The following is a 23,857-nucleotide window of genomic DNA, read 5'->3' on the forward strand; positions in this document are numbered from 1 at the left end:
CCGCAAGCCATCCGTGACCTCTTCCAGGGATGATTGGGGGCGGCAGGGCTGGAACAGCCTCAAGGCAGGGCCGGCATCTTCCGGGCACGGCGCCCGGATACCGGTTCTCCCGTACAACACGCCACGGCGGCACGGCCGGGCCAGAAGGAGACACCATGACCATAGCCGCCGGCCCGCTCGCCACCGCTTCGGCATCCGACAACTGGGGCAAGGCGCCCGCTTTTTCCGAAGAGGGACTGACCGGCAGCTTCTGGCGCCTGAGCAGCCTCGACACCGGCGATATCAACCCCTTCCTGGTGCTGGCGCCGGAGGGCCGCGTCGGCAATTTCTTCGATCCGGCGGTGGAATACTGGCACGTCTTCGATGGCCATCTGTGCTTCGTCAACGCGGACGGGCAACCGTCGGCCATCTTCACCGCCGCCCAGACCGAGGACGGCCGGATCGTGGCGCTTGGCGGGCGCGGCACCATCGGCAACACCAATGCGCTGTTCATCCTGACGGCAACGGAGCATCCGCAGCACCCGATCAACGCCACGCCGAAGGGCATGCCGCGCCGGGCGCAGTTCCTGGTCGCAGCCCCGAAGCCCCGCCGGCCGAACCTGGTGGTCGTACCCGCAGGCTCGGGCTCGCTGCACGGCCAGTGGCAGGAAGGCATCGCCGACAACAAGCGCAACTGGGATATCTGCGTCGGTTATTACGGCACCGAGCGTCCCTTCCTGCCGGCTGCCGTCGAGTATCTCGCGCATCTGCCGCAGAAGCGGAAGTTCAAGCTGATCTACGATCTGTTCTACGAGGACAGCCCGCTCTGGGGCTATGACCGCATCTGGCTGCCGGACGACGACCTGCTGATCAGCGGCGAGGACATCAACCGCATGTTCCATCTCAGCCGCCGGCACGAGCTGGATCTGTGCCAGCCGGCGCTGTCGACCGGCGAAGGAAGCCACCCCACCCATCCGATCACCTTCCAGAAGCCCGGCGGCGGCGTGCGCCACGAGCCCTTCATCGAGATCATGTGCCCGCTGTTTTCCCGCCGGGCGCTGAAGATCTGCATCGAAAGCTTCCGCGATTCCGAAAGTGGCTATGGTCTCGATCATCTCTGGCCGAGCTTCCTCGGGCGCCCGGAAAGCCGCATGGCAATCCTCGACCAGTTCGGCGTCAAGCACACCCGCCCGATCGCCACCAATTACAATCTCGGTGTTGCCCTTGCCGAACAGCAGGCCGTCTTTGCCACCTACGGCTTCCGGCTGAGCCCCATCCCGGGCGTGCTCTGAACGGTCGGGACAGGCCCGGGGCCGAAGGCTCCGGGTCCATCCTCAAGGCGGGCATTCTCCTCAAGCGACACATTGAAACATCAAAGGGGCGGCCCGATGTGCCGCCCCTTTGATGTTTTGACGCGATGGTCAGAGAATTGCTGCCCGGCTTGTCAGCTCGCCTCGCGCAAAAGCACGCTCTCGACCAGATGGCCGCCAAAGCCGAGATGGCGGGTGAAGGCGCGGATTTCCTCCGTCGTGCCGTGGCGAAAGAAGAAGTGTTCGGCGCTCATGTCGAGCGGCCGGCGACGGCCGTGGGGCAAGGGTGAAAGCACAAGGTTCATGCCGCGCGCGGCAACCGCGCACTTCACCTCGGGGCTCAGCGACTTGTCGCCGGCGGCAATCCGGCAATAGGCGGCGATGAAATCGGGAATGACCGCACTGCGGAAGATCATGATGCCGGTCTGCAGCGGCTGGGGCGTGCCGCGCCCGTCCGGCGCGATGATATCGGCATCGGGAAAGGCTGCGATCTGCCGCTCGATGATATCGCGGCCGTAAAACAGCGATCCCTGCTCGATGAGCACCGTATAGTCCGAGCCATTGGCAAAGCCATACATCAGGCCGGACAGAAGCGCCTTCGACCAGCCGCTGAGATGGCTCACCCCCTGCACCGCATGGCCGAAATTCTGCTTGAGCCGCATGATGCTGATGCGCGGATCGTCCGGAATGGCGGGCATGACGGGCGAGGCGGAATCGATGATCAGGATGCTTTCCGGCGCGGTAAACGCCTTTATGCAGTGGTACCAGAGGTCAAAGCATTCCGCCGAGCGGACGAATTCGTCGCCGCGCGTGGCATAGGTGCGGGTCTTGTGGTCGGCATACCAGCCGGTGACGACGCTATAGGACAATCCGTTCATCATCGCAGGGGCTCCCAAGGCTCAGGCCTTCTTCTGGATCGCAACCATCTTCGTCTGCCAGCTGTCGATGCCGCCGCGATTGTTGCGGTGGATGAAGACATGCTGGATCTGGCTCGCGACGGCGGCAAGGTAATCGGGATGGGCAAAGGGAATGTCGAAACGGCCGGTCTCGACGAAATCCTCGAATACCTTCGCGCTTTTGTGGCACGGCGGCAGATCCGTCTCAAAGGGCGGCTGCCAGTGGAAATCCTCGATGACGTAAAAGCCGCCGGGCTTGACCTTGTGGAACAGCTTCAGGAAGGCGAACTGCTGGTGGAAGGAGGCATGCGAACCATCGTCGATCAGCAGCTTCAGGTCCGGCAGGTTGCCGGCAAGCCGGTCGAGATCCTCGCCACGGCCGAGATCCCCCCGGAAGAAGCGGAAACGGTCGAGATGGATATGGCTGAAGTCGGAGAGGTCGAAGCCGAAAATCTCGGCTTTCGGGAAATAATCGAGCCAGGTGCGGATCGAGGGCACGTCGGAACCGACGCGATCCTTGGAGGCACCGGCTTCGACGCCACCGCGCTGCAGACCGATTTCCAGCATGGAAAAAGCCTCGTGGCGAAAGCTTTCGAACAGGAAGGAATAGAAGACCGCGTAATTGTGCGCATGCCCCGTGCGCGTTCCCTTGTCGGTCTGGAAATGATCGGCGAGCTCCACCAGTTCCATCGGACGTTTCTCCTTGTAATGAGCGTCTAACATTCAGTTGCAGCCGATCTGGGCGCGCACGCGCACTTCCTCGTCCATGTGGCCCTTGCCGTAGAGGTCCCGCAGGGATTGCTGGCGCGACAGGCTCTGGTAGAGCGCCAGCGCCACCGCCGAAATGGAGGCCTGATCGAGCTGCAGCACGTGATTGAGATCGAAATTCTCCATCAGCGAGACGGCGAGCGCAAAGGTCTCCTTCTGCGCCTTGACGGCTGCATGGTCGCGCGGCCCGCGCTCGTCATCGGCAAGTACCGGCACGGCAAAGCCGTCGATCATGCGCACATCGCGTACCATGCCGTGGTCGGAATAATTCGACATTTCCAGGATCGTGTTGAACACGTCCGGCGCGTCCGCGCGGATCAGCGCGTGGAAGGCGCAAGCATCCGGCGTCCGCGACAGCTCTTCGTAAGCCTTTGCCGACGGAAGCTTGTGCAGGAAGAAGACCGGCACCTTGGATAGACCGAGCCGCTCGGCCAGATGCGACAGCGACCAGCCGGTGCCGCAGAGATCGACGACGATGCTATCCTCGCCGATACGGTCGCGCGCATAAGAGAGATAGCTTTCCGAGGGCTGCATCTTGGCAAGCCGGCTCGTGTAGAAATACTCCGCCTTGCAGGTCACGCCCATGCGGCGCGCGACCTCTTCGAAGAGCGGCACCCACATGTCGCAGTCACGGCTGGAAAACAGCACCCGCCGGCAGCCGCGCTGGCGCACGAGATTGGCAAGCTCGATGCTCGCCATCAGCATCAGCGGAAAATTGAGATTGGCCTGGATCATCTGGACCATCCGGATGGACTTGTCGTCGGACCAGGTGCGCAGGCGCGCTTCGCGGCAGAGTTCGGCAAGCTGGCGCAGGCCGAGATTGATCAGCACGCCTTCGACCGCCGTCGGCTTGTCGAGACGCGTCAGCCGGGCGGCGATCTGGAAGGAGGCCGGCATCTTCACGTCGGAATGTTCGTTATCGCCGAGATGCTCCTCGACCCGCAGGTTTTGCGCAATCTGCGGCCAGATGCGGCCGGTCTTCTTGCCGTCATTGCTGACCACCAGCCCAACCCGGGCGGACAGACCGGCGCGATCAAGCAGGCTGCGGATATGGGTTGCGCCCAGATACATGTCGGAAATCAGCACGTCGCCATGGCGCACGCGCGCCATGTTTTCGGCAATCGGGATCACCTGCTCCTTCTCGACATCCACTTCCAGCGCCTTGACGGCAGAAAGCTTGAGCGGTTCGACACAAAGAAGGTTCGCCAGTTCGGCGTAAATGACGTCGAGATCGTGCGGGCCTGCCAGCACATTAGCCTCCGCCTTGCGGCGCGCGGCCGCAAAGCCCTTGAGGCCGGAGCGTTCCTCAATGAGGGCGAAAATGCCGGCGGGCTCGATGCAGCGCCTGGCAATCAGGGTGTCGAACACATCGAAGGTACGCACCAGCGGGCGTGTCTCGGCGGGCGCTGCAGGTTCGTGAGGCCCGGCGGAGGGTGCCGCGCCGGCCTTTTCAAGCAGCGACGCGCCCGGCGTCGCTGTCTCGCCATGGGCACCGATCAGATAAAGCGTGTCATCGGTCTGCGGGCGCGGTTGAAATGTCACGGCAAGTCTCCGGGATTACGGCAGGGATCCGTGGAGCGGCCCTTCCGGGCGATCAAAGCTCCACCAACATCGGCCCGGCATAGCCCCTCCAGCTTGTGCCAGGCTGGCAGGGAGACAAGCAGGGGCAGGCCCCGAACGGCCCGCCCCTGCCGCCTGCGCTCCAGCCTGGCGAAAGCTAGAAACCCTAGAACCGGTTGAGATAACGGACCGTGCTGCCCTGGCCCCAAGGCCAGCCGCCACCGTCTCCAGACACGATTTCTCCAACCGCACCGATAGTGGACGCTTCATGATCCAGAAAAAGAAATTGGGCATTCTGATCGAGGTCGACAGCTTCATCGGCGATATTGCCCGACACCTGTCAGATACCTACGAGATCATGGCCGTGAGCCCCCGCAACATGCAGGACATCGACAAGGTCGTGCAATGGGCGGATGTCGTGTGGTTCGAATTCTGCAACGAGCTTTTCCTGCAGGCGCTGAACCAGAACATTCGCGCCATGGGCAAGCGGGTGATCGTGCGCTGGCACCGGTTCGAAATCGTCGAATCGTCCTTCCCGCAGCGGCTGCGCTTCGACTATATCGATGACCTGATCCTCGTCTCGCACGACATGCTGCGCGTTCTGAAGAACCGCGTGCCGACGCTTGAAACGAAGACGCGCACCCATGTTCTGTGGAACGGCCTGAACCTTGACAAGTTCAAGCCGATCGCCACGCTGGACCGCACCAAGATCGCCTGGGTGGCAAAACCCTTCCTGCGCAAGAACCAGCCGATGTTCCTGCAGATCATGCATGAACTGGTGAAGGCCGATCCCTCCTACACGCTGCATGTGGCCGGCGCGCAGGAGGAATTCGTCACGATGCCCTATCTGAAGCGCACCACCGAAAAGCTGGGCCTGACTCAGCACGTGCATTTTTACGGCTGGCAGCAGAACATGCCCGCCTTCCTGGCCGACAAGGGCGTCATCCTCTCCACCTCGATCCATGAAAGCTTCGGCTACAATATCGCAGAAGCCATGGCGGTCGGCGCGCTGCCGGTGGTGCACGATTATCCCGGCGCCGAGGAATTCTGGCCGGACGCAATCCGCTTCTCGTCGATTGCCGAGGCCGTACAGCTGATCCGCAGCGGCAGGACGCATCAGTGGATCGATTACGTCACGGAAAAATTCCCGCTGTCCAAGCAGTTGCAGGAACTGGATGCGATCCTGTCGCCGCCGGTTAAGGTGGTGGAAAGCGTGCCGCTTGCGCCGCAGCAGCCCTGGGAAACGTCAGCGTCTCCTTACCTTATCGGACCGGATGCGGGCCTGCCGGCACCGGTTGCGGCAAAGCCCGTGCAGCATGCACCGCTTGCGATCACGGCGCCCACCGTGGAAACGCCACGGCCCGCCCAGCAGCCCGCGCAAGCGCCGCTGGTGTTCGATTCCTCCCGTTACTGGGAGGAACGGTATCGCAGCGGCGGTAATTCCGGGCCCGGCTCCTATGACATCCTGGCCCGCTACAAGGCGGTGGTGCTCAACTTCTTCACCCGTCAGCGCAAGCTGAAATCCATTGCGGAAATGGGCTCCGGCGACGGCAACCAGCTACAGTATTTCGATTTCCCGCTCTACACCGGTTTTGACGTATCGCGCACCGCCATCGAGCGCACCAAGGGGATGTATGCCTCAAAGCCCGGCTATGATTTCATCTGGATGGATGACCCGTCGCTCGACTGGGAACTGCACGAAGACAATTACGATTGCGCGCTCTCGCTCGATGTCCTCTACCATCTGGTCGATGACCGGGTGTTCGAGGCCTATCTGGACCGGCTGTTTACCCTGTCCAGCCGCTATGTGGTGATCTATGCGTCCAATTTCGATGCGGCCGACAAGCGGGGGGCAAGCCATGTGCGCCACCGCAAGTTCACCGATTTCATCGACCGCCGCTACCCGCAATGGACCTTGAAGAAGGTCATCGAGAACCCCTACAAGTTCAAGCTGCAGACGGAAGCCGATTTCTTCGTCTATGCGCAGGACGAGGCCGAAGATATGAGCTTCCTCGATGCGATCCGGCAGGCGGAGCTGATGGCTCAGCGCTGAAATGCAACCGCCGATAGACATCCAGAGAGGGGGATGGCAGCCTTGCCATCCCCCCTCTTTCGTTTGTCCGCTGGTGGCTCGTCAAACGGCGCACCGCAGACGACCAGGCGCCCGCACACCGGTCCCCTCAAAGGCAAAGCGGTGACGGCACGACGATCGGAAAGGGGTGGTCAGAAGCGGTAGAGGGCGGCGGCGAGCCGTGTCCAGCCGGCGCCGGCGTCAGGGGCAACAGGACCTGACGCGGCCCTTGCGCCGGCCACGAAGGCGCAAAGCGCGTCCCGCAGCCCTTGCGGCGCTCGCGCGTCATAGGCAAGCCCCGACACCTCTGCGGGAGCATGACCGTGCGGGGCCAGAATGGGCGTGGCGAAACTTGCCGCCAGCGCCAGATCGGCGGAGGAAAATGTTGCGCGCGGCGGAATGAGAACTGCGTCGGCGGCCTTCAGCAGCCACTGGTGGTGTGCGCTATCGCCAAGCGGCATGACAAGCGGTGACAGGGAGGGGGCCACATCATCGGCCTTCAGCGACACCGGCAGAAGCCGAACCAGCAGGCCGGATGCAGCAACCTCGCGCACGGCGCCAGTGACCGCATGCCACCCGCTCTCGTCCACGCCATCGGCCAGCATCAGGACAAGCCGTATCTCTGCCTCGAGGCCGAGCTTGCGACGGGCGGTTTCGCTCGTCACATGGCTGGGGACAAGCCCCGCATGGCCAGGATGCGCGACGACGGCCACCTTGCCGGCGGCCATCGGAAACCGGGCTTCGAGTTCAAGGCGATGGGCATCGGCATGCACATGGATGCGATCGACGCCATTGGTGATCAACCCTTTTGCCATTTCGTGAGCGAGACCGGTAAACGGCCCCTTTGCTCCAGGCAGGGATGCGACGGTCCAGACGACATGGCCGCCGAGCTGGCGAAAGATTTTCAGTTTATGGATGAGGCCATCCGCCATGGCTTCCGCGTGGCGCAGGTCGGCAGCCTGGCGCAAACAAGCCTCGGCGTCGCAGAGATGCACGACCAGGCTTTGACCCGGTGAACGCTGCTTTACCCGTGCAAGCGCATCCTCCATCGTTCCGGCACAAAAGGCGCCGGGCTCGGCAAACACCCCCTCCAGCATGGCTGCGTCATGCGGATGGGCACCGACCAGCACCACCTTTATTCCATCGAGCGCCGGAAGCGGCGCCTGACCTGCGGCAGCTTGGTTGGGGAGAGGCAGCGTTCGGTCGGACAAGGCGTGAGGCAGCAAGTCCAGAAGCTGGATCTGCTGCTGGCGCAGAACCTGCAGCGCCCGCACCGTTTCCACCTGAAACTCGCTCAGCATCTGCTGCTGCTCGGCGACATCCTCGACGCGCCGGCGCAGCTGTTCGGCAAGCGGCATCCGGCCTGCGGCGAACGATCCGGACCGATGATCCTGCTGCTGCTGCATGTTCGCTTCTCCTGCCAAGCTCTTTGTAAGGGTCGCGTGCGTGCGCATGGCCCTTTCAAACCTTATCGGTATTCAGCCTTGCCCCGGCCTTTCGGCCGGCGGCCCCTGTGACAGCCCTGCGCAAGTTTTGCAGGCTAGCAATGACCGCTGGAAGCAAGCGCCATCATCTGCGGAGGCTGAATGTCGGTAACAAGCGTGATCATCCCGGCCTACAATGCCTGCCAGAAGCTCGATCGTGCACTGCAATCGGTGCTGTCGAACGACAGCGTGCTGGAGGTCATTGTCGTCGATGATTGCTCCACCGACGCAACCTCCGACGTGGTCTCGGCATGGACGATGCGCACGCCGCGCGTGCGGCTCGTGCGCCAGCCGATGAACGGCGGCGCGGGTGCTGCGCGCACCGCCGGCCTGCAGGCGTCGCGCGGTCGATATCTCTATTTTCTCGACGCGGACGACCTGCTGTTGCCGGGCGCCATCGACACGGCAACCGAGGCCATTGCGCAAACGGGTGCCGATGTGGTCGCCTTCCGCTACGGGCTGGTGGAAGACGCGATGTCGCCCGTGCACCCGATGCAGCCGATCGATACCAATATCTGGTCCGCACTGTGCGGCGCATCGCCCTTGCGCGTCCTGGGCCTCGATGAGGGCGGGCGCATCCTCACCACCGTCAACTATCCGTGGAACAAGATCATCGATGCCGCGCACTACAAGGCAAACGGCCTCTATTTCTCAAACACCCGCGTGCATAACGATGTCTACGCGCACTGGCACATCTATCTCAATGCCCGCAGGATCGGCCTCCTGAACCGCCATCTGATCAATCATGTGGGCGCGCCGGGCAATGCGCAACTCTCCAACAATTTCACCCGCCAGCGTTTCGACATTTTCCAAGCGCTCGACGAGGTGGAAGCGCTGTTTGCCGCGCGCCCGGACGTGCGGGCACGCCATTACGTCTGGTTCCTCGCCTTCAAGCTCGACATTCTCAACTGGATCTCGTGGAACCTGCAGCCGGAACTCCACCCGGAGTTCATCCGGCGGATCGAACAGAACCTCGCAGGATATGGCGATCAGGATTATCTCGCCGCTTATCTGCAGGACAAGCAGACGGCTGTCCTTTCGCTCTACCTGCGCCATAACGCAGGCAGTGTCCTTGCCCCGCCGCGCCAGGCGGCCTGACCGGAGATTTTGAGGATATGACACAACAGGAAGACGCTCACGCCCGCGAGATGGAGCCTGCCCTGCGAAAGGCCATCGCGGATCTGGACGAGATCGCGGCCGGGCAGCAGACGCTGATCGACATCCATGTCGAAACCACCCGTTTGCTGCAGAACATGATGGACGTCCAGCGACAGGCGCTTGCCCGGCTCACCCGCTGAAGGCCGCGCGCTCAGTTGAACGAGCGCACCAGGCTTCCGACCAGGAGGTTCCAGCCGTCGATCAGCACGAAGAACAGGATCTTGAAGGGCAGCGAGATGGAGGTGGGCGGCAGCATCATCATGCCCATGGCCATGGTGATGGCGGCAACGACCATGTCGATGACGAGGAAGGGCAGCACGATCAGGAAACCGATCTCGAAGCCGCGGCGGATTTCCGACAGCATGAAGGCCGGCACCAGCACGCGATAATCGATGAGATCCGCCGTGCCGACCGACTGGCCGCGCTCGCGGGCGATATCGACGAAGAGCGACAGATCCTTGTCGCGCGTATTGGCGCTCATGAAGGTGCGGAAGGGCTCGGCAATCCGCTGGACCGCTTCCGCCTCGTTGATCTGGTTCTGCAGAAGCGGCTGCACGCCCTCGCTCCAGGCCCGATCGAAGGTCGGCGACATGACGTAGAAGGTCATGAACAGCGACATCGAGATCAGGACGAGGTTGGAGGGAGCCGTGGCAAGCCCCATGCCGGTGCGCAGGATCGAAAAGGCGATGATGAAGCGCGGAAAGCTCGTCACCATCACGAGAATGCCCGGCGCGATGGAGAGCACCGTCAGGAGGCCGAAGGTGCGGATGATCCACGCAGCCGCAGACCCGTCGATCGGCAGGTTCAGGAGGTCGGTCGGCGATTGCTGGGCCAGCGCAAGGCCCGGTATCGCCAGGAAGGCGATCAGCAGCGAGATCAGTCGAATCATTCGATCACGAAGGTCCTAAACATCACTCTGGATACTTTGCCTTGCGAACGCAGGTCAACACGTTCCTGAATGTCGTCCTTAAGATATTGAAAGCCGCGCGGCCCCTCGATCTGCTGCAGCGAAACGGTGCGCATGAAGGCCAGAATATCCTGGTGAATGTCTTCCGCCATGGCCAGTTCGGGCGGGCCGTTGAAGGCAAGCGCCACCTCCAGCCGGATCCAGCTGTCGGAAGGATAGGCAAGGTTGGTGGTGATCGGCTCGAGCTGTACGACGCCGGCCGCCGGTGTCGCGATATGCGGCAGTCCCGCGTCCTTCTTCTCGCCATGGCCGCCGGCCGCCGGGGCGGCAGCTGCGGCCGCCGCGGGCTTTTCGGCCACCGGCGCTTTCGGCGCAATGAGGCCGCCCAGCACCCAGCCACCGCCGGCACCGACCAGCGTCACGATGGCGACGCCGGCGATGGTCATTACCATCGAGCCCTTCTTTTTCTCCGGGGCGCCTTCGACTGCCTCTTCCATGGTCTTTGTCCTTTTGCGTGCCCCCGCAGGCGATGTGCCTTGACGGGGCCACCAGTTCCTCGAAACGGCTCAGAAGGGCGAGAACAGATCGACGACCTGCTGGCCGACCGGCGGCTGCTGCATTTCCATCAGGCGGCCACGGCCACCGTAGGAAATGCGGGCCTCGGCGATCTTGTCATAGGAGATGGTGTTCTTGGCGTTGACATCCTGCGGCCGCACGATGCCGGCGACGTTGAGGATGCGGATCTCGTGGTTGACGCGCACTTCCTGCGAGCCGGAAATCAGCAGGTTGCCGTTTTCGAGAACGCCGGTGACGACCGCGGCCACCAGCAGGTTCAGCTTTTCGGAGCGCTTGGTCGAGCCCTTGCCCTTGCTGGACGAATCGGAATCGCTGCTCATGTCGCCATCGGTGGAGGGCGTGAAGCCCAGAATATTGGCGGCAACGCCCCATTTGAGGCTCGTTCCATTGGTGCGGCTGCGGTCGGTTTCGTTGTCGAAATCGGCCTTGTCGTTGATCTGGATGTCGACCGTCATGATGTCGCCGACATTGAGCGCGCGCGCATCCTTGAAGAGCGCCGCCTGGCTGTCGCTCCACAGCGAATAGCCGCTTGCCCGCTGGTGCGGCTGCTTGGGATAGAGCGACATCTGCGGCGTCTGGGCATAGTTAAGGCCACTGCCGATCGGGCTCATGGACGGCGCATTGCCGATTTCCTTGACGGTCTGGCTCTGGCAGCCGGCAAGCAGGAGAACGGCCAGCAGGGCGGGTGCGCGCTTGGTCATGAACGGTCCTTCGAAGTATTGGGGTCTGACGCGCTGGACAGGATGGAGGAAATCAGGCCGGCCTTCTTCGGATCCATTTCGCTGAGGATCAGGCCCGACTGGCGCGCCGGCAGTTTCATGATGATGGCGGCGGCAACGCCCGGCTCCATCGCCTCGAGCCGCGGCGCGGCGGCATCGGCCTTCATCGTCTTGTAGATGTCGACCAGACCGGCCTGGGCGCTGGCGAGGAAATCGTTGCGGCGCTTCAGCCAATCCTCGTATTCCGCCTTGCGGGTTTCCAGGACGACGATGCGTTCGTCGACACCCGATTTCAGCTTGTCCAGCTCCTGCTTCTGCAGGAGATAGCGCTGGTCGCGGGCGCTGTCGGCGATATTGGTGCAGAACTTTTCGATGTCCTGGCCGGTGGTCGTCGGAAACTGTGCGCCATTTTGCGGCGCTGCCGCCTGCTGCGCATTCACCGGCGGAACCAAAAGCAACAGGGCGCAGGCCGCCAGAAGCTTGGGTACGAGCCCGAGGGGCCGGACGTGGAGGGGAAACACGGATAGCGTCATCTGCTTGCCCTTGATCATTGGATCACCAGCTCCGCCTGCAGCGCGCCGGCCGACTTGATGCCCTGCAGGATGGCGATGATGCCGTCCGGCTTGACGCCGATGCTGTTCAGTCCGGCAACCAGACTGCGCAGGTCCGGACCGTTGAGGATGGCGACATTGCTGCCGCTCTTCGACACACTGATATCCGTCTGCGGCTGCACGGCCGTCACGCCCTTGGAAAAGGCTTCCGGCTGGATGATCTGCGGCGTCTCGTTGACCTGGACGGTGAGCGTTCCATAGCTGACGGCAACCCGCGACACCTTCACGTCGGCACCAATCACGATGGTGCCGGTGCGCTCGTTGACGACGACCTTGGCCGGCGTATCGGTATCCACGACGAGGTTTTCGATCTCGGCCATCAGGCGCGTGAGATCGGCCGTCTTCGGCTTCTGCACGATGACTTCCTGGGAATCGCGCGGCTCGGCAATCGGCGCGCCATAGCGCTGGGCGGCGTAATTGTTGACGATATCGGCAATGCGCACGGCCGTGGAAAAATCCGGGTTGCGCAGCTGCAGAACGAGATTGACCGCATCCTTGAACTTCGACGGCAGTTCGCGCTCGATGATGGCGCCGTTCGGCACGCGGCCGGCCGTCGTGATGCCTTCGGTGACGGAGGCGGCCTGGCCTTGCGCGGAAAAGCCCGACACGATGACGGAGCCCTGCGCTACGGCATAGATCTGTCCGTCCGCACCGGTGAGCGAGGTCATGATCAGCGTGCCGCCGCGAAGCGACGTGGCATCGCCGAGCGAGCTGACGGTCACGTCGAGCCGGCTGCCGGGGCTTGCGAAAGGCGGCAGGTTGGCCGTCACCATCACGGCGGCCGTATTCTTGGCACTCGACTGGCCGCCTTGCGTGGAAATGCCGAGGTTCTGCAGCATGGCGCGCATCGACTGCTCGGTAAACGGCGAGGACCGCAGGCCGTCGCCCGTGCCCTGAAGGCCGACGATCAGGCCGTAGCCGATCAGCTGGTTGTCGCGCCCCGCCTGCAGCGAGGCGATGTCCTTGATGCGTGCCGCATCCGACAGCGCCGGATCGGCAAAGGACAGCATGGAGAGGATGGAGAGGCCGGCGGCGAGGAGAAGACGCTTCATCATCATTTTGCCATGACCTGTACGGAGCCGTCACCCATCACGGTGCCTGACACGGTGACGCCGGAATCGAGATTGCGCACGTGGATCACGTCGCCGACGGCTGCGTTTTCAAGCGGCGTGCCGGAGGCGGAAATCATCATGTTGCCGACGGCAAAGGTCAGCCGGACGGAGGCGCCGCGCTTGACCGCAAAGGGCGCGCGAAGCGAGCCCACCTGGATGGTGCGCCCGGGCAGAAGAGTGCGCGTGCTGATCATGCCGGCGACCTCGTCGATTGAAGAGGCATAGCCGCCGGCGATATTCGGGTTGGTCACCTCGACCTCCTTCAGCGCGGACGCAGAGATTTCCTGTCCGGGATAGATGATCTGGGTGGGCACGATGGCGACGCCCATATCGGCATGGGCAGCGGTTGCGGCCGTGCCTGCGCAAAGGCTGAGAAATGCCACCTGTGCGAGATGCTTCATGCTGCGTGTCCGGCGGAACATCATGTCTGCCACCCTCTTTCAGTCCGGTTACTTCAGGTTCTTGGAAACGATGGAGGCCATTTCGTCGGCGGTGGTGATCACCTTCGAATTCATCTCATAGGCGCGCTGGGCCGAGATGAGGTCGGTGATTTCCTTGACGGCATCGACGTTGGAGGCTTCCAGATAGCCCTGTTTCAGATAGCCGAAACCGGGGTCTTCGGGGGCTGCCACCGTGGCGGTGCCCGATGCGGCCGTCTCCTGGAACAGGTTGTCGCCCAGCGGCTTCAGGCCGGCTTCGTTGGCGAAGTTGGCGATGGTCAGCTGGCCGACCTGGGTAAAGGTCGAGGCATTGCCGATGCGCACGCTGACCTGGCCAGTGCGGCTGATCACGGTTTCGGTGACATTGGCCGGAAAGGTGATGTTGGGAACCACGGCATAGCCGTCGATCGTCACCAGCTCTCCATTGGCATTGGTGTTGAAGGCGCCGGCGCGGCTGTAGAGCGTGGTGCCGTCCGGCGACTGGATCTGGAACCAGCCACGGCCGACGACGGCCAGATCGAGATCGTTGGAGGTCTGGGTCAGCTGGCCCTGCGTGTGGATGTTGCGCACGGCGGACGTCTGCACGCCAAGGCCGATATTGGCGCCTTCCGGCACGATGGCCTGGTTTGCCCGGTTCGGCACGCCTGCGGCGCGTTCCGTCTGGTAGAGCAGGTCGGCAAACTCGGCGCGGGCGCGCTTGTAGCCGGTGGTGTTGATGTTGGCGATATTGTTCGCAATGACTTCAAGATTGGTCTGCTGGGCATCCATGCCCGTTGCAGCGACAGAAAGCGCTCTCATGTCTTCGTCCTAACCGTTACATCTGCATCTTTGTGATTTCGAGATAGGCGTTGACGATCTTGTCGCGGAAGGCGATCGCCGTCTGGAGCGACTGCTCCGCCTGCATCACGGCATCCACCACCTCGCGGGTATTGGCCGTGCCCTTGATGCCTTCGAAAGACATGGCTTCGGCCGTCTTGAGGTTACCCGCCGCCTCGCTTGCCATGTTGCCGAGCACGTTTGCAAAGCTCATGGCGGAATTTTCCGCCTGGGCCGCCGAACCGGCGATCGATGTGGAGGAGCCGGAGGTTTCGGTGGCGCTGGCGCCAAGACCACGGGTCAGCGAAAGGGAACTTACGTTCTGGAGTTGGTCGATCATTGCGAAGCCTTCAGGAGGTCGATCGTCGCGGCCATAAGTTCGCGCGTCTGCTTGATGGTCTGGAGATTGGCGTCATAGGTGCGGTTGGCCTCGCGAAGGTCGGCCATCTCGATCAGCATGTTGACGTTCGGCATCTTGACCATGCCCTTGTCGTCGGCGGCCGGATTGCCCGGATCGTATTCCTCGACGAAATCCGACTGGTCGGTGCCAAGCTTCTTGACGTTGACCACCTGCGCGCCGGACGCCTTGTCCAGCTCGTTCCCGAAGGTGATCGTCTTGCGGCGATAGGGATCGGCGCCCGGCGTATCGCCGGTGGAGCGGGCATTGGCGATGTTTTCGGATACGATGCGCAGGCGCGTGGCCTGCGCTTCGAGGCCGGAGCCGGCAATTTTCGAAGCGGCGGAAAGCGGGTCCATGATGGGTCTACCTCTTGACTGTCATCAGCATCATGCGATGGAAGGATTTGACGAGGTTGGTGCTCAGCTCGTACTGACGCTTGATCTCGCCCGTCTTGGTCAGTTCTCCGGCAAGCGCGACCGTATTGCCGGATTCCTGGATACCGATTTCGTTGTTGAGCTTTTCCTCTTCCACATCCACGTTGATCCGGCTGTTGACGTCGGTGCCGGACAGGTGGCCCGGCTGCGTGCGGGCCATGCTCATGCCCGTGGAGTTGAGGACGGCCGAAAAGGGCGTGACGTCCTTGGCCTTGTATTGCGGTGTGTTGGCATTGGCGATGTTGCCGGCAACAACCTCCTGGCGAATGGACAGCCATTCCGCTTGACGCGAAGCCAGATCGAACAGTTGAATGGGTTGCATGGGCGTGTCTCCATTTTGTAAGGAGACCCTAGGCGCTTAATCTTGCGTCAGACTTACGGACCGGGCGTTGCGCCGTCCTTGTAGACCTCGCCGTTCGAGGTGACGATCACCCATTTGCCGTTGCGCATCTCGATCGTGGCAAGCCGGCTGTTATCGGGAAGGATCGATCCCACCCGCACCATGTACATGCCCTTGTTGTCCTGGATCAGCGCCCGCCCGTTGGCGACATGCATCAGGCGAAAGCCGTTTCCGCCGGGAAAGGGCTGGTCCTGCGGGGGCGCACCGTCGGCCTGGGGGCCGCGCCCGGGGGTGGCAACGGTTGCCGTGGTCAGCGCATCGATGGCGTCCGGCCGGATTTCGGCCGGCGTCGTCTTGTCGTCATTGTCGATGAGCGCCAGCGGCGAGACGCTGAAGACCGGCCGCGGCGGGCCTTCCGGCAGGTCGCGCGTCAGCGCCATCGGCGTCACCCGTATGCCGAACTTGTCCTCGTTGAAGAAGACGTACCAGGGAAAGGCGGCCGAGGCGACGGCCAGCAGGATGCCGGCACCGGCGAGCATCCGGTCACCCGACAGGCGCTGCCCCGGCAGCTGCTTGCGGGGCACGCCCGCGTCGTCACTCACATCACTGCGCATGGGCGCTCATCCTCTTTGTCTTCCAGGGCCTGGAGCCGGAGCCGCGCCGGCGCGAAGCGCCGTTGCCAGATCCGCATAGGCGTCGGTCACCGGTCCGTCGCCGGGTGACTGTTTGAGCACGTCGTAGATGATCGGCACCTGCTTGATCGCCATGTCGAGATCCGGATCGCTGCCGGTGCGGTAGCCGCCGATCAGGCGCAGGTCGCGCGTCTCCTCGAACCGGTGGATCAGTGCCTTCAGCCGCGACACCAGCTTTTCCTGGTCGCCGGTCCAGGCCTTGCGGGCAAGACGCGAGATCGACGACAGCGGATTGATCGGCGGATAGCGCCCCTCCTCCGCCAGGCTGCGTTCCAGAACGATATGGCCGTCGAGAATGCCGCGGGCCGAATCGGCGATCGGGTCGTTGTGGTTGTCGCCATCGACGAGGATGGAGATGATCGCGGTGATCGTGCCCTGCCCCTCCGCACCCGGGCCGGAGCGTTCCAGAAGCCGCGGCAGCTCGGTAAAGACGGAGGCCGGATAGCCGCGCGCGATCGGCGGCTCGCCGGAGGCAACCGCTACCTCGCGGATGGCATGGGCAAAGCGAGTTACGCTGTCGGCGATGAACAGGACATTCTCGCCCTGGTCGCGAAAATGCTCGGCAATGGTGATGCCGACGAGCGGCGCCATCTTGCGCAGCATCGGGCTCTCGTCGCTGGTCGCGACAATGGCGATGGATTTCGCCATGTTGTCGCCGAGAGTATCCTCGATGAATTCGCGCACTTCACGGCCGCGTTCGCCGACGAGCGCGATCACGACGCGGTCAAAAGCTTCGGCACGCGCCATCATCGACAGAAGCGTCGACTTGCCGACGCCGGAGCCGGCAAAGATGCCGAGGCGCTGGCCAAGGCAGAGCGGCGAAAAGATGTCGATGGCGCGAACACCGGTGCGAAATCCGGTTTCGACGCGCTTTCTTGTCATCGAGGGCGGGGCGGTGTTGGAAATCGAGCGCTTCACCGGGCCGTTCTGCAACGGCCCCTTGCCGTCGATGGGTTCGCCGAGCGCACTGATCGTGCGGCCGCACCAGCTTTGGTCCGGGGCAACGCGAAAGGCCCCCTTGCGGATGACGACATCGCCGATGCCGATCGGCTCGCCCGGCTCGATCGGGCAGACATAGATGATATCGGGTTCGACGCGCACGACCTCACCGAGATGAATGCCGGTTGCGCTGCGATGGGCGACGAATTCGCCGAGCCGGACATGGCGCGACAGGCCGGCGACCGTATAGTGACCGGCTGCAATGGTGCGCACGCGGCCTCCCGGCGCCACCGCCACCGACGGATCGGCAAAGCGGCGCACAAGTTCGGCCATATTCTGCAGTTTTGCGCCCGGGGGTTCGGCCATTCTCGTATCCATGTCCTATTCCCTGCCCGTCAGCGCGTGCCGCCCAGCGTCTTGATCGCTTCGCCGAACTGCTGTTCGGTGTCGCGCATCAGCGCCGAGATACCCTCGAAGGCACGGTTGACCTGGATCAGCTCGGTCATCTGGCCGATCGCATTGACGTTGGACTGTTCGAGATAGCCTTGGCTCACGCCGACATTGAAGGCGTCGACCACCGGTTGCGGCGGATCCACCGGAATGACGCCGGCATTCTCGTAGCGCAGGTAGCCCTTGGAAATATCAGAGCTGAACACGCCGAGCGTCGCGACCGGATTGCCATCCTGGCTGATGCGGCCATCGGCACCGACGCTGGGCGGGCCGCCGGCCCGGTTGAGCTGGATCGGCGCGCCGCCGGCATCGAGCACCGGATAGCCCCTGCTGGACACAAGCTCGCCGGTTTCTTTCATGGTAAACCGTCCGTCACGGGTCAGCACCTGGCCGCCCGGCGTGCTGATGGCGAACCAGGCATCGCCCTTTATGGCGAAATCCAGCGGATTTCCGGTCTGTTCCAGTGCACCGCTGCGCGTCGAGAGGTAATCGTTGCCCTGGCTGACGAAAGCCACCTTGGCGTTCAGCTCGTTGCGGGTCTTGCTCAGCACCTCGTCGAACTTGACTTCGGTCGCGCGAAAGCCGACCGTATTCATGTTGGCCATGTTGTCGGCAATGGTGTTCAGCCGGCGCTCCAGCGCGATCTGCGACGAAATACCGACATATAATCCGGACTGCATATCATCTGCCTCCGTGTCTCAACTGCAGGGAACGGGGGCAAGGCCCATGATGGGCACCCCTCCGCACGGGTGGAGGGGGCGTTACCCCCCTGATGCGTCCGACACTAGGAAGACAGACTTGCGCGAGGCTGTTTCGCTGGGCTTAGCCCCAAGCGGGCGGTTTCCACAGCCTCACGCAAGCCACGCCCCTTATCCAAAACCTGATACAACCACGGTACAGGCACGCGATGACCATCATAATCGGATTTGTGATCACACTTGGCTGCATCCTCGGCGGCTTCATGGCGATGGGCGGTCACGTCGACGCGCTTATCCAGCCGTTCGAGCTGATGATCATCGGGGGTGCGGGGCTTGGCGGCTTCATCATGGCCAACCCGATGAAGACGGTGAAGGACGCCGGCAAGGCCATGGGCGAGGCGTTCAAATACGCCGTGCCCAAGGAACGCAACTATCTCGACGTGCTCGGCGTGCTCTATTCGCTGATGCGCGACCTGCGCACCAAGTCACGCAACGAGATCGAGGCGCATATCGACAACCCGGACGAATCCACCATCTTCCAGTCGGCGCCGACCGTGCTGAAGAACAAGGAACTGACTGCCTTCATCTGCGACTACGTGCGCCTGATCATCATCGGCAATGCGCGCAGCCACGAGATCGAGGCGCTGATGGACGAGGAACTCGACACCATCCTGCACGACAAGATGAAGGCCTATGACGCCATGGTGACCATGGGCGATGCCTTTCCGGCGATCGGTATCGTCGCCGCCGTTCTCGGCGTCATCAAGGCCATGAGCAAGATCAACGAATCGCCGGAAGTGCTCGGCGGCCTCATCGGCGCCGCCCTCGTCGGCACCATGCTCGGCATCTTCTTGTCCTACTGCCTGGTGAGCCCGCTCTGCTCGCAGATCAAGATCGTGCGCAACAAGCAGCACCGCCTCTACATCGTCGTCAAGCAGACGCTGATTGCCTACATGAACGGCTCGGTTCCGCAGGTGGCGCTGGAATACGGCCGCAAGACGATCTCCGGCTATGAGCGTCCTTCGATCGACGCCGTTGAGCAGGAGATGATGAACCCTGGCGGCGGCGGCGAAAGCAAGGCGGCGTGACACCCATGAGCAATGACGTGCAAAAATCCGCGCCCCGCCTCGATCACGCGCTGCTCGCCAAGCTGACCAATGGCCTTGGCGACCGTCAGACCATCGAAAAGATCTGCGGCGACTTCGGCCAGCTCTATTCGGTCTTCCTGCCCGACGTCTTCCACAGCGAGACGGGCATTTCCATCGAGGTCTCCTATGTCGGCTTCCAGTCGGGGCTGATGCCGGACCTGATTGCCGAGCTTGGCGAAACCGTCTGCCTCAGCAACGGTTCCTTACGCAACTGGTGCCCGAATTTCGTGCTCGCCTGCGGCAACAGCTTCATCATCGGGCTGATGGAGCGCATGCTGGGCGCCGATCCCTCGATGGTCGAGCAGCCGCCGGAACGCCCTCTCTCGGATATCGAGATGGATCTCGGCACGATGGTGTTCGAGCGCACGGCCAATGTGCTGCGCTCGGGCGTCAATACGCAGGGCGGGTTCGAAGCGCTGCTGGAGCGCCCGCACAATGCCGCAGACCGCCCCCCGGCCGATCCGGACGCCCCGGTGGAATATGGCGCCGCCATCCGTTTGGCCGTCGATCTTGGCAAGGTCACCTCGGAGATCGCCCTGGTCATCCCCCAGCGCGCGCTCCTGAAGACGAAGGTGGAAGTGCCGAAGCCAAAAGGCCAGGCCTCGCGCAACCGCAAGGAATGGCATGACAAGATTGCCGAACAGGTGCGCCGTTCGCCCGTGACGCTCGAGGCCCGCATCCGGCTGCAGAGCCTGACGCTGAACGCCATCTCCAGGCTGGTCCCCGGCGACGTCATTGCCTTTGAGGACAAGACCGACGTGCAGGCGCAAGTGAGCGCCAACGGCAAGGACATGTACAATTGCGAATTCGGCCGGTCCGGCGAACGCTACACGGTGCGCGTCAAGGAGAACATCAGCACCGAGCAGGAGCTGCTGCGCCACCTCATAGGATAATCGGAGCAAGGCTCATGCTGCAGCGCGAAAAACAGGCCGCAGTGCAAGGGATGGGCAGCTTCACGCAAGTTTCAACAGGAATAGTGTTTTCATGGCTACGAAGAAAACCCCCGCATCGGATGACGATATTTTCCCTTCAGTCGGCAATGAAGCCGAACTGGATCAGGCCATCGATGACCTGCGCGGCGTCCTGAAGGCGGACGGCGATGCACCGGCCGGCGATTTCGGTGCCGAATTCGGCGCTGAATTCGGGGCCGACACGTCCGCCGCACCGTCTGACTTCGGTGGCTCCGACTTCGGCGGGCCGGATCTGGGCGGATCGGATTTCGGCGGGTCGGATTTCGGCGGCGCCGATCTTGGCGGGCCGGATCTTTCAGGCTTCGGCGGCGCGGATCTGGGCGGTGCAAGCTTTGGCGGCAATGATTTCGCCGCGGCCCCGCCCGCAAGCGAACCCGGCAGCGGCCTCCACGCCAATCTCGACCTGATCATGGATATCCCGATCACGGTCGAAATCGTGCTCGGCACAAGCCGCATGCAAGTTTCGGGGCTTATGGGTCTTGAAGAGGGCGCCATCATAGCGCTCGACAAGAGGATCGGCGAGCCGGTCGAGATTACGGTGAATGGACGGCGGATCGCCAAGGGTGAGATCACCGTCCTGGAAAATGACGATACGCGCTTCGGCGTGAAGCTGACGGAAGTCCTGAGCACAAAGAAAGCCTGATCCTTAACGGGACAGTGAGGGAAGACCATGATGGACTTTGACGATTTCGGAGGCGCAGTCTCCACGAAACCGTTATCCCAAGCTGAGAAAGCCGCTGCCGTCCTTCTTGCGATGGGCAAGGGGGTGGCCGGAAAGCTGTTGAAATATTTTACCCAGAGCGAGCTGCAGACGATCATCGCCTCGGCCCAGACCCTGCGTGAGATCCCGCCGGACGAGCTCTTGCAGCTCGTCAACGAGTTCGAGGACCTGTTTACCGAAGGGGCGGGTCTCATGGACAATGCACGCGCCATCGAAAGCATTCTCGAAGAGGGGCTGACGCCGGAGGAAGTGGATGGGCTGCTTGGCCGCCGCACCGCCTTCCAGGCGTTCGAAACCTCCATCTGGGACCGCCTGCAGGATGCCGATCCGGAATTCGTCGGCAAGTTCCTGCAGCGCGAACATCCCCAGACCATCGCCTATATCCTGTCCATGCTGCCCTCGTCCTTCGGTGCCAAGCTGCTCATCCAGCTGCCCGACAGCCGCCGCGCCGACATCATGAACCGCACCGTCAACATGAAGGACGTCAGCCCCAAGGCTGCCCAGATCATCGAGAACCGCGTGATGGAACTCATCCAGATGATCGAGGCCGAGCGCAACTCCAACGGCTCCAACAAGGTGGCCGAGCTGATGAACGAGCTGGAAAAGCCCCAGGTCGACACGCTGCTCAGCTCGCTGGAAACGATCAGCAAGGAATCGGTCAACAAGGTCCGTCCAAAAATCTTCCTGTTCGAAGACCTCATGGCCATGCCGCAGCGCAGCCGCGTGCTCTTGCTCAACGATATCGCCGCCGATATCCTCACCATGGCGCTTCGCGGTGCCCCCGGCGATATCAAGGAAAGCGTCCTGTCGGCAATCAGCCCGCGCCAGCGCCGCATGATCGAATCGGATCTCGGGGCCACCAATGTCGCAATCAACCCGCGCGAAGTGGCAATCGCACGGCGCGCGGTTGCCCAGGAGGCGATCCGCCTTGCCAATGCAGGCCAGATCCAGCTGAAGGAGCCGAAGCCCGAAGGGGAACAGGCAACCCAGGCGGCCTGATCGCCCGCATGAACGGCCGTCAAGCGCGGCCAACATGGGCGGCAACAATGCCGCCCGACCGGGACCATGACGGTCCCGACCTCTGGAACCGACGACGGCAGCGGCCGTCCAAAGCAAGGATGAAGCCTTGTCGGACGAAGATAAAGACAGCAAAACAGAAGCCCCTACCGGCAAAAAACTGCGGGATGCGGCAGAAAAGGGCAATGTGGCCCATTCGAAAGAGGCGACGCTTTTTGCGTCGTCTTTGGCGTTTTACTGCTACCTTCTGTTTTACCTTCCCGGCAACACCGCAGCGCTTGGCGAGACGCTGAAGGACCTCATCGACAAGCCCGACCAGTGGCGGCTGGAAAACGCCACCGACGTCGTCTCCCTTTCTGTGCATCTCGGCTGGGCCGCCGCCGCCTTCCTGTCGCCCGCCATGCTGATGTTCTGCCTCTTCGGCCTCTCCTCCTCGCTCATGCAGAACATGCCCTCCTTCGTTCTGGAGCGCGTGCGCCCGCAGGCCTCGCGCGTCTCGCTTGCCAAGGGGTTCGCGCGGATCTTCAGCGTGCCGGGCCTCGTCGAATTCGGCAAATCGCTCTTCAAGGTGGCCGTGGTCGGCATCTGCATGTTCTTGGCCATGCGCAGCGACTTCCTGCATTCGCTGGACGCCATGTTCTCCGACCCGACGCTCATTCCGACCACGCTCTATGGCTCGGCCAAGAAGATGATGGTGATCATTCTCCTGGCCACCGCCACGCTTGCCGTGATCGACTTCTTCTGGACCAGGCACCATTGGTTCACCCAGCTGAAGATGACCAAGCAGGAGGTGAAGGACGAAAACAAGCAGGCCCAGGGCGATCCGATCGTCAAGGCTCGCCAGCGCTCGCTGATGCGCAGCCGCGCCCGCAACCGGATGATGAGCAACGTGCCGCGCGCCACGCTCGTCATCGCAAACCCGACCCATTACGCCGTGGCGCTTCGCTATGTGCGCGAGGAAAGCGACGCGCCGATCGTCGTTGCCAAGGGCACCGATCTCGTCGCGCTCAAGATTCGTGAAATTGCCGAGGAGAGCGGGATCCCCGTTTTCGAAGATCCGCCCCTGGCGCGCTCCATGTTTGCGCAAGTCTCGGTCGATAGTGTCATCCCTGCCGCCTTCTACAAGGCCGTGGCAGAACTGATCCACCGGGTCTACGCTACCCGGTCGCCCCAGAAACGGATGCACCAGACACGATGAAAAAATGCGACTATTCGTTGGACAGAGAAAAGATCCTTGCCCAGGCGATCAACCCGGTGGCGACCGAATTGCGGCTTCTGGACGCCGGCGACCTCATCTCGCTGCTGCGCCTTGAGCGCTATGGCAGCATTGCCGACCTCGTCTCGTCGGCGGCCGAGCTTTATTTTCACCCCGGCACCGTCAATTTCGGCTCCGGCGGCGAATACCGGCTGGAATGGGACGGCCCGCCGCAGATCGTGCTCGATCTGGAAATCAAGCCGCGCGGCGTCTCGGTCTATGCACGCCTGATGCTGAGCGACCAGATGGCCGGCATCGAGATCGACCACATTACCTTCCAGGAGCCCTCGCCGGACCCGCAGGAAAACACCGCCTTCCTGTCCCGCAGCCTTCACGAAGCGCGTTTTGCCACCACGCCCATGGACATGGCCGGCTGACGGGAGAT

Annotated in this window: 27 protein-coding genes; 10 read left to right on the plus strand and 17 right to left on the minus strand. The window is 62.7% G+C overall.

Annotated features, from left to right (window positions below; genetic code table 11):
* Nucleotides 1–155 precede the first annotated feature (155 nt).
* On the plus strand, nucleotides 156–1,271 hold the full coding sequence (locus J2858_RS04780; RefSeq protein WP_210103564.1) for a hypothetical protein: 1,116 nt from the start codon (nucleotides 156–158) through the stop codon (nucleotides 1,269–1,271).
* Nucleotides 1,272–1,423: 152 nt separating this feature from the next.
* Here J2858_RS04780 and J2858_RS04785 read toward each other — a convergent pair whose 3' ends face one another.
* The 3 genes from J2858_RS04785 to J2858_RS04795 are packed head-to-tail and all read right to left on the minus strand — an operon-like array spanning nucleotide 1,424 to nucleotide 4,495.
* Nucleotides 1,424–2,170 carry a hypothetical protein gene (locus J2858_RS04785; RefSeq protein WP_210103565.1) on the minus strand — a complete coding sequence of 249 codons (747 nt, stop codon included), beginning with the start codon at nucleotides 2,168–2,170 and terminating at the stop codon, nucleotides 1,424–1,426.
* An 18-nt stretch (nucleotides 2,171–2,188) separates the two neighbouring features.
* Nucleotides 2,189–2,875, minus strand: a complete 687-nt coding sequence (locus tag J2858_RS04790) for a hypothetical protein (protein WP_210103566.1) — start codon at nucleotides 2,873–2,875, stop codon at nucleotides 2,189–2,191.
* A gap of 33 nt (nucleotides 2,876–2,908) precedes the next feature.
* Nucleotides 2,909–4,495: a hypothetical protein gene (locus J2858_RS04795; protein WP_210103567.1), complete on the minus strand. Its 1,587-nt coding sequence runs from the start codon at nucleotides 4,493–4,495 to the stop codon at nucleotides 2,909–2,911.
* 286 nt (nucleotides 4,496–4,781) lie between these two features.
* On the opposite strand from J2858_RS04795, the gene J2858_RS04800 reads away from it, so the two are divergent.
* Nucleotides 4,782–6,566: a glycosyltransferase gene (locus tag J2858_RS04800; RefSeq protein WP_210103568.1), complete on the plus strand. Its 1,785-nt coding sequence runs from the start codon at nucleotides 4,782–4,784 to the stop codon at nucleotides 6,564–6,566.
* A 170-nt stretch (nucleotides 6,567–6,736) separates the two neighbouring features.
* Here the strand turns inward: J2858_RS04800 and J2858_RS04805 are convergent, their stop codons facing one another.
* A complete protein-coding gene (locus tag J2858_RS04805; RefSeq protein WP_210103569.1) occupies nucleotides 6,737–7,990 on the minus strand; it encodes a hypothetical protein in 1,254 nt (417 codons plus the stop codon).
* A gap of 180 nt (nucleotides 7,991–8,170) precedes the next feature.
* On the opposite strand from J2858_RS04805, the gene J2858_RS04810 reads away from it, so the two are divergent.
* A complete protein-coding gene (locus J2858_RS04810; RefSeq protein ID WP_210103570.1) occupies nucleotides 8,171–9,166 on the plus strand; it encodes a glycosyltransferase family 2 protein in 996 nt (331 codons plus the stop codon).
* A gap of 17 nt (nucleotides 9,167–9,183) precedes the next feature.
* Nucleotides 9,184–9,366 carry a hypothetical protein gene (locus J2858_RS04815; RefSeq protein ID WP_210103571.1) on the plus strand — a complete coding sequence of 61 codons (183 nt, stop codon included), beginning with the start codon at nucleotides 9,184–9,186 and terminating at the stop codon, nucleotides 9,364–9,366.
* A gap of 11 nt (nucleotides 9,367–9,377) precedes the next feature.
* Here the strand turns inward: J2858_RS04815 and fliP are convergent, their stop codons facing one another.
* From fliP to flgF, 13 genes are all read right to left on the minus strand, one after another.
* Entirely contained in the window at nucleotides 9,378–10,115 is a 738-nt protein-coding gene (gene fliP, locus J2858_RS04820) for a flagellar type III secretion system pore protein FliP (RefSeq protein ID WP_210103572.1), read from the minus strand.
* The gene (locus J2858_RS04825; protein ID WP_210103573.1) at nucleotides 10,112–10,630 is read right to left on the minus strand and encodes a flagellar basal body-associated FliL family protein; all 519 of its coding nucleotides are present in this window, start codon (nucleotides 10,628–10,630) and stop codon (nucleotides 10,112–10,114) included. The genes fliP and J2858_RS04825 overlap by 4 nt, the downstream gene beginning before the upstream one ends.
* A 69-nt stretch (nucleotides 10,631–10,699) precedes the next feature.
* Complete coding sequence (flgH, locus tag J2858_RS04830) at nucleotides 10,700–11,410, minus strand: flagellar basal body L-ring protein FlgH (RefSeq protein WP_210103574.1); 711 nt, start codon at nucleotides 11,408–11,410, stop codon at nucleotides 10,700–10,702.
* On the minus strand, nucleotides 11,407–11,961 hold the full coding sequence (locus tag J2858_RS04835; protein WP_210104144.1) for a MotE family protein: 555 nt from the start codon (nucleotides 11,959–11,961) through the stop codon (nucleotides 11,407–11,409). The genes flgH and J2858_RS04835 overlap by 4 nt, the downstream gene beginning before the upstream one ends.
* A 14-nt stretch (nucleotides 11,962–11,975) precedes the next feature.
* Entirely contained in the window at nucleotides 11,976–13,091 is a 1,116-nt protein-coding gene (locus J2858_RS04840) for a flagellar basal body P-ring protein FlgI (RefSeq protein ID WP_245365622.1), read from the minus strand.
* Between the two features lie 2 nt (nucleotides 13,092–13,093).
* Nucleotides 13,094–13,576: a flagellar basal body P-ring formation chaperone FlgA gene (gene flgA, locus J2858_RS04845; RefSeq protein WP_210103575.1), complete on the minus strand. Its 483-nt coding sequence runs from the start codon at nucleotides 13,574–13,576 to the stop codon at nucleotides 13,094–13,096.
* A 24-nt stretch (nucleotides 13,577–13,600) separates the two neighbouring features.
* Nucleotides 13,601–14,389 carry a flagellar basal-body rod protein FlgG gene (gene flgG / locus J2858_RS04850; protein ID WP_210103576.1) on the minus strand — a complete coding sequence of 263 codons (789 nt, stop codon included), beginning with the start codon at nucleotides 14,387–14,389 and terminating at the stop codon, nucleotides 13,601–13,603.
* Between the two features lie 16 nt (nucleotides 14,390–14,405).
* A complete protein-coding gene (locus J2858_RS04855; protein WP_210103577.1) occupies nucleotides 14,406–14,747 on the minus strand; it encodes a flagellar hook-basal body complex protein FliE in 342 nt (113 codons plus the stop codon).
* Nucleotides 14,744–15,163 (minus strand): flagellar basal body rod protein FlgC, encoded by a 420-nt coding sequence (flgC, locus tag J2858_RS04860; protein WP_210103578.1) that lies wholly within the window; start codon nucleotides 15,161–15,163, stop codon nucleotides 14,744–14,746. The genes J2858_RS04855 and flgC overlap by 4 nt, the downstream gene beginning before the upstream one ends.
* Before the next feature lie 7 nt (nucleotides 15,164–15,170).
* Nucleotides 15,171–15,563: a flagellar basal body rod protein FlgB gene (flgB, locus tag J2858_RS04865; protein WP_210103579.1), complete on the minus strand. Its 393-nt coding sequence runs from the start codon at nucleotides 15,561–15,563 to the stop codon at nucleotides 15,171–15,173.
* Between the two features lie 53 nt (nucleotides 15,564–15,616).
* Complete coding sequence (locus tag J2858_RS04870) at nucleotides 15,617–16,195, minus strand: flagellar protein (RefSeq protein WP_210103580.1); 579 nt, start codon at nucleotides 16,193–16,195, stop codon at nucleotides 15,617–15,619.
* A 6-nt stretch (nucleotides 16,196–16,201) separates the two neighbouring features.
* Nucleotides 16,202–17,578, minus strand: coding sequence for a flagellar protein export ATPase FliI (gene fliI, locus J2858_RS04875; protein ID WP_245365543.1), 1,377 nt, complete (start codon nucleotides 17,576–17,578; stop codon nucleotides 16,202–16,204).
* Nucleotides 17,579–17,607: 29 nt separating this feature from the next.
* Nucleotides 17,608–18,342, minus strand: coding sequence for a flagellar basal-body rod protein FlgF (flgF, locus tag J2858_RS04880; protein WP_210103582.1), 735 nt, complete (start codon nucleotides 18,340–18,342; stop codon nucleotides 17,608–17,610).
* A gap of 227 nt (nucleotides 18,343–18,569) precedes the next feature.
* Between flgF and motA the strand changes: the two genes are divergently transcribed.
* The 6 genes from motA (at nucleotide 18,570) to J2858_RS04910 (ending at nucleotide 23,849) form a co-directional block, all read left to right on the plus strand.
* Nucleotides 18,570–19,448, plus strand: coding sequence for a flagellar motor stator protein MotA (motA, locus tag J2858_RS04885; protein ID WP_210103583.1), 879 nt, complete (start codon nucleotides 18,570–18,572; stop codon nucleotides 19,446–19,448).
* A gap of 5 nt (nucleotides 19,449–19,453) precedes the next feature.
* Entirely contained in the window at nucleotides 19,454–20,401 is a 948-nt protein-coding gene (locus J2858_RS04890; protein ID WP_210103584.1) for a FliM/FliN family flagellar motor switch protein, read from the plus strand.
* Between the two features lie 91 nt (nucleotides 20,402–20,492).
* Nucleotides 20,493–21,122, plus strand: a complete 630-nt coding sequence (gene fliN / locus J2858_RS04895) for a flagellar motor switch protein FliN (RefSeq protein WP_210103585.1) — start codon at nucleotides 20,493–20,495, stop codon at nucleotides 21,120–21,122.
* Nucleotides 21,123–21,149: 27 nt separating this feature from the next.
* A complete protein-coding gene (gene fliG / locus J2858_RS04900; protein ID WP_210103586.1) occupies nucleotides 21,150–22,199 on the plus strand; it encodes a flagellar motor switch protein FliG in 1,050 nt (349 codons plus the stop codon).
* 127 nt (nucleotides 22,200–22,326) lie between these two features.
* Entirely contained in the window at nucleotides 22,327–23,415 is a 1,089-nt protein-coding gene (gene flhB / locus J2858_RS04905; RefSeq protein WP_210103587.1) for a flagellar biosynthesis protein FlhB, read from the plus strand.
* Entirely contained in the window at nucleotides 23,412–23,849 is a 438-nt protein-coding gene (locus tag J2858_RS04910) for a hypothetical protein (protein ID WP_210103588.1), read from the plus strand. The genes flhB and J2858_RS04910 overlap by 4 nt, the downstream gene beginning before the upstream one ends.
* The last annotated feature ends 8 nt before the right edge of the window (nucleotides 23,850–23,857 follow it).

The organism is Neorhizobium galegae, from assembly GCF_017877135.1.
Lineage (GTDB): Bacteria > Pseudomonadota > Alphaproteobacteria > Rhizobiales > Rhizobiaceae > Neorhizobium > Neorhizobium galegae_A.

Excerpts from the sequence above, each read along its gene's own strand:
- J2858_RS04870 (WP_210103580.1), bottom strand. The coding sequence starts at position 16,195 with ATGCGCAGTGATGTGAGTGACGACGCGGGCGTGCCCCGCAAGCAGCTG.
- flgC (WP_210103578.1), bottom strand. The coding sequence starts at position 15,163 with ATGGACCCGCTTTCCGCCGCTTCGAAAATTGCCGGCTCCGGCCTCGAA.
- J2858_RS04780 (WP_210103564.1), top strand. The coding sequence starts at position 156 with ATGACCATAGCCGCCGGCCCGCTCGCCACCGCTTCGGCATCCGACAAC.
- J2858_RS04810 (WP_210103570.1), top strand. The coding sequence starts at position 8,171 with ATGTCGGTAACAAGCGTGATCATCCCGGCCTACAATGCCTGCCAGAAG.
- motA (WP_210103583.1), top strand. The coding sequence starts at position 18,570 with ATGACCATCATAATCGGATTTGTGATCACACTTGGCTGCATCCTCGGC.
- J2858_RS04855 (WP_210103577.1), bottom strand. The coding sequence starts at position 14,747 with ATGATCGACCAACTCCAGAACGTAAGTTCCCTTTCGCTGACCCGTGGT.
- J2858_RS04910 (WP_210103588.1), top strand. The coding sequence starts at position 23,412 with ATGAAAAAATGCGACTATTCGTTGGACAGAGAAAAGATCCTTGCCCAG.
- J2858_RS04805 (WP_210103569.1), bottom strand. The coding sequence starts at position 7,990 with ATGCAGCAGCAGCAGGATCATCGGTCCGGATCGTTCGCCGCAGGCCGG.
- J2858_RS04890 (WP_210103584.1), top strand. The coding sequence starts at position 19,454 with ATGAGCAATGACGTGCAAAAATCCGCGCCCCGCCTCGATCACGCGCTG.
- flgA (WP_210103575.1), bottom strand. The coding sequence starts at position 13,576 with ATGATGTTCCGCCGGACACGCAGCATGAAGCATCTCGCACAGGTGGCA.
- J2858_RS04815 (WP_210103571.1), top strand. The coding sequence starts at position 9,184 with ATGACACAACAGGAAGACGCTCACGCCCGCGAGATGGAGCCTGCCCTG.
- J2858_RS04800 (WP_210103568.1), top strand. The coding sequence starts at position 4,782 with ATGATCCAGAAAAAGAAATTGGGCATTCTGATCGAGGTCGACAGCTTC.
- flgB (WP_210103579.1), bottom strand. The coding sequence starts at position 15,563 with ATGCAACCCATTCAACTGTTCGATCTGGCTTCGCGTCAAGCGGAATGG.
- J2858_RS04825 (WP_210103573.1), bottom strand. The coding sequence starts at position 10,630 with ATGGAAGAGGCAGTCGAAGGCGCCCCGGAGAAAAAGAAGGGCTCGATG.
- J2858_RS04840 (WP_245365622.1), bottom strand. The coding sequence starts at position 13,091 with ATGAAGCGTCTTCTCCTCGCCGCCGGCCTCTCCATCCTCTCCATGCTG.
- J2858_RS04790 (WP_210103566.1), bottom strand. The coding sequence starts at position 2,875 with ATGGAACTGGTGGAGCTCGCCGATCATTTCCAGACCGACAAGGGAACG.
- fliP (WP_210103572.1), bottom strand. The coding sequence starts at position 10,115 with ATGATTCGACTGATCTCGCTGCTGATCGCCTTCCTGGCGATACCGGGC.
- J2858_RS04835 (WP_210104144.1), bottom strand. The coding sequence starts at position 11,961 with ATGACGCTATCCGTGTTTCCCCTCCACGTCCGGCCCCTCGGGCTCGTA.
- fliG (WP_210103586.1), top strand. The coding sequence starts at position 21,150 with ATGATGGACTTTGACGATTTCGGAGGCGCAGTCTCCACGAAACCGTTA.
- J2858_RS04785 (WP_210103565.1), bottom strand. The coding sequence starts at position 2,170 with ATGATGAACGGATTGTCCTATAGCGTCGTCACCGGCTGGTATGCCGAC.
- fliI (WP_245365543.1), bottom strand. The coding sequence starts at position 17,578 with ATGGCCGAACCCCCGGGCGCAAAACTGCAGAATATGGCCGAACTTGTG.
- flgH (WP_210103574.1), bottom strand. The coding sequence starts at position 11,410 with ATGACCAAGCGCGCACCCGCCCTGCTGGCCGTTCTCCTGCTTGCCGGC.
- flgG (WP_210103576.1), bottom strand. The coding sequence starts at position 14,389 with ATGAGAGCGCTTTCTGTCGCTGCAACGGGCATGGATGCCCAGCAGACC.
- fliN (WP_210103585.1), top strand. The coding sequence starts at position 20,493 with ATGGCTACGAAGAAAACCCCCGCATCGGATGACGATATTTTCCCTTCA.
- flgF (WP_210103582.1), bottom strand. The coding sequence starts at position 18,342 with ATGCAGTCCGGATTATATGTCGGTATTTCGTCGCAGATCGCGCTGGAG.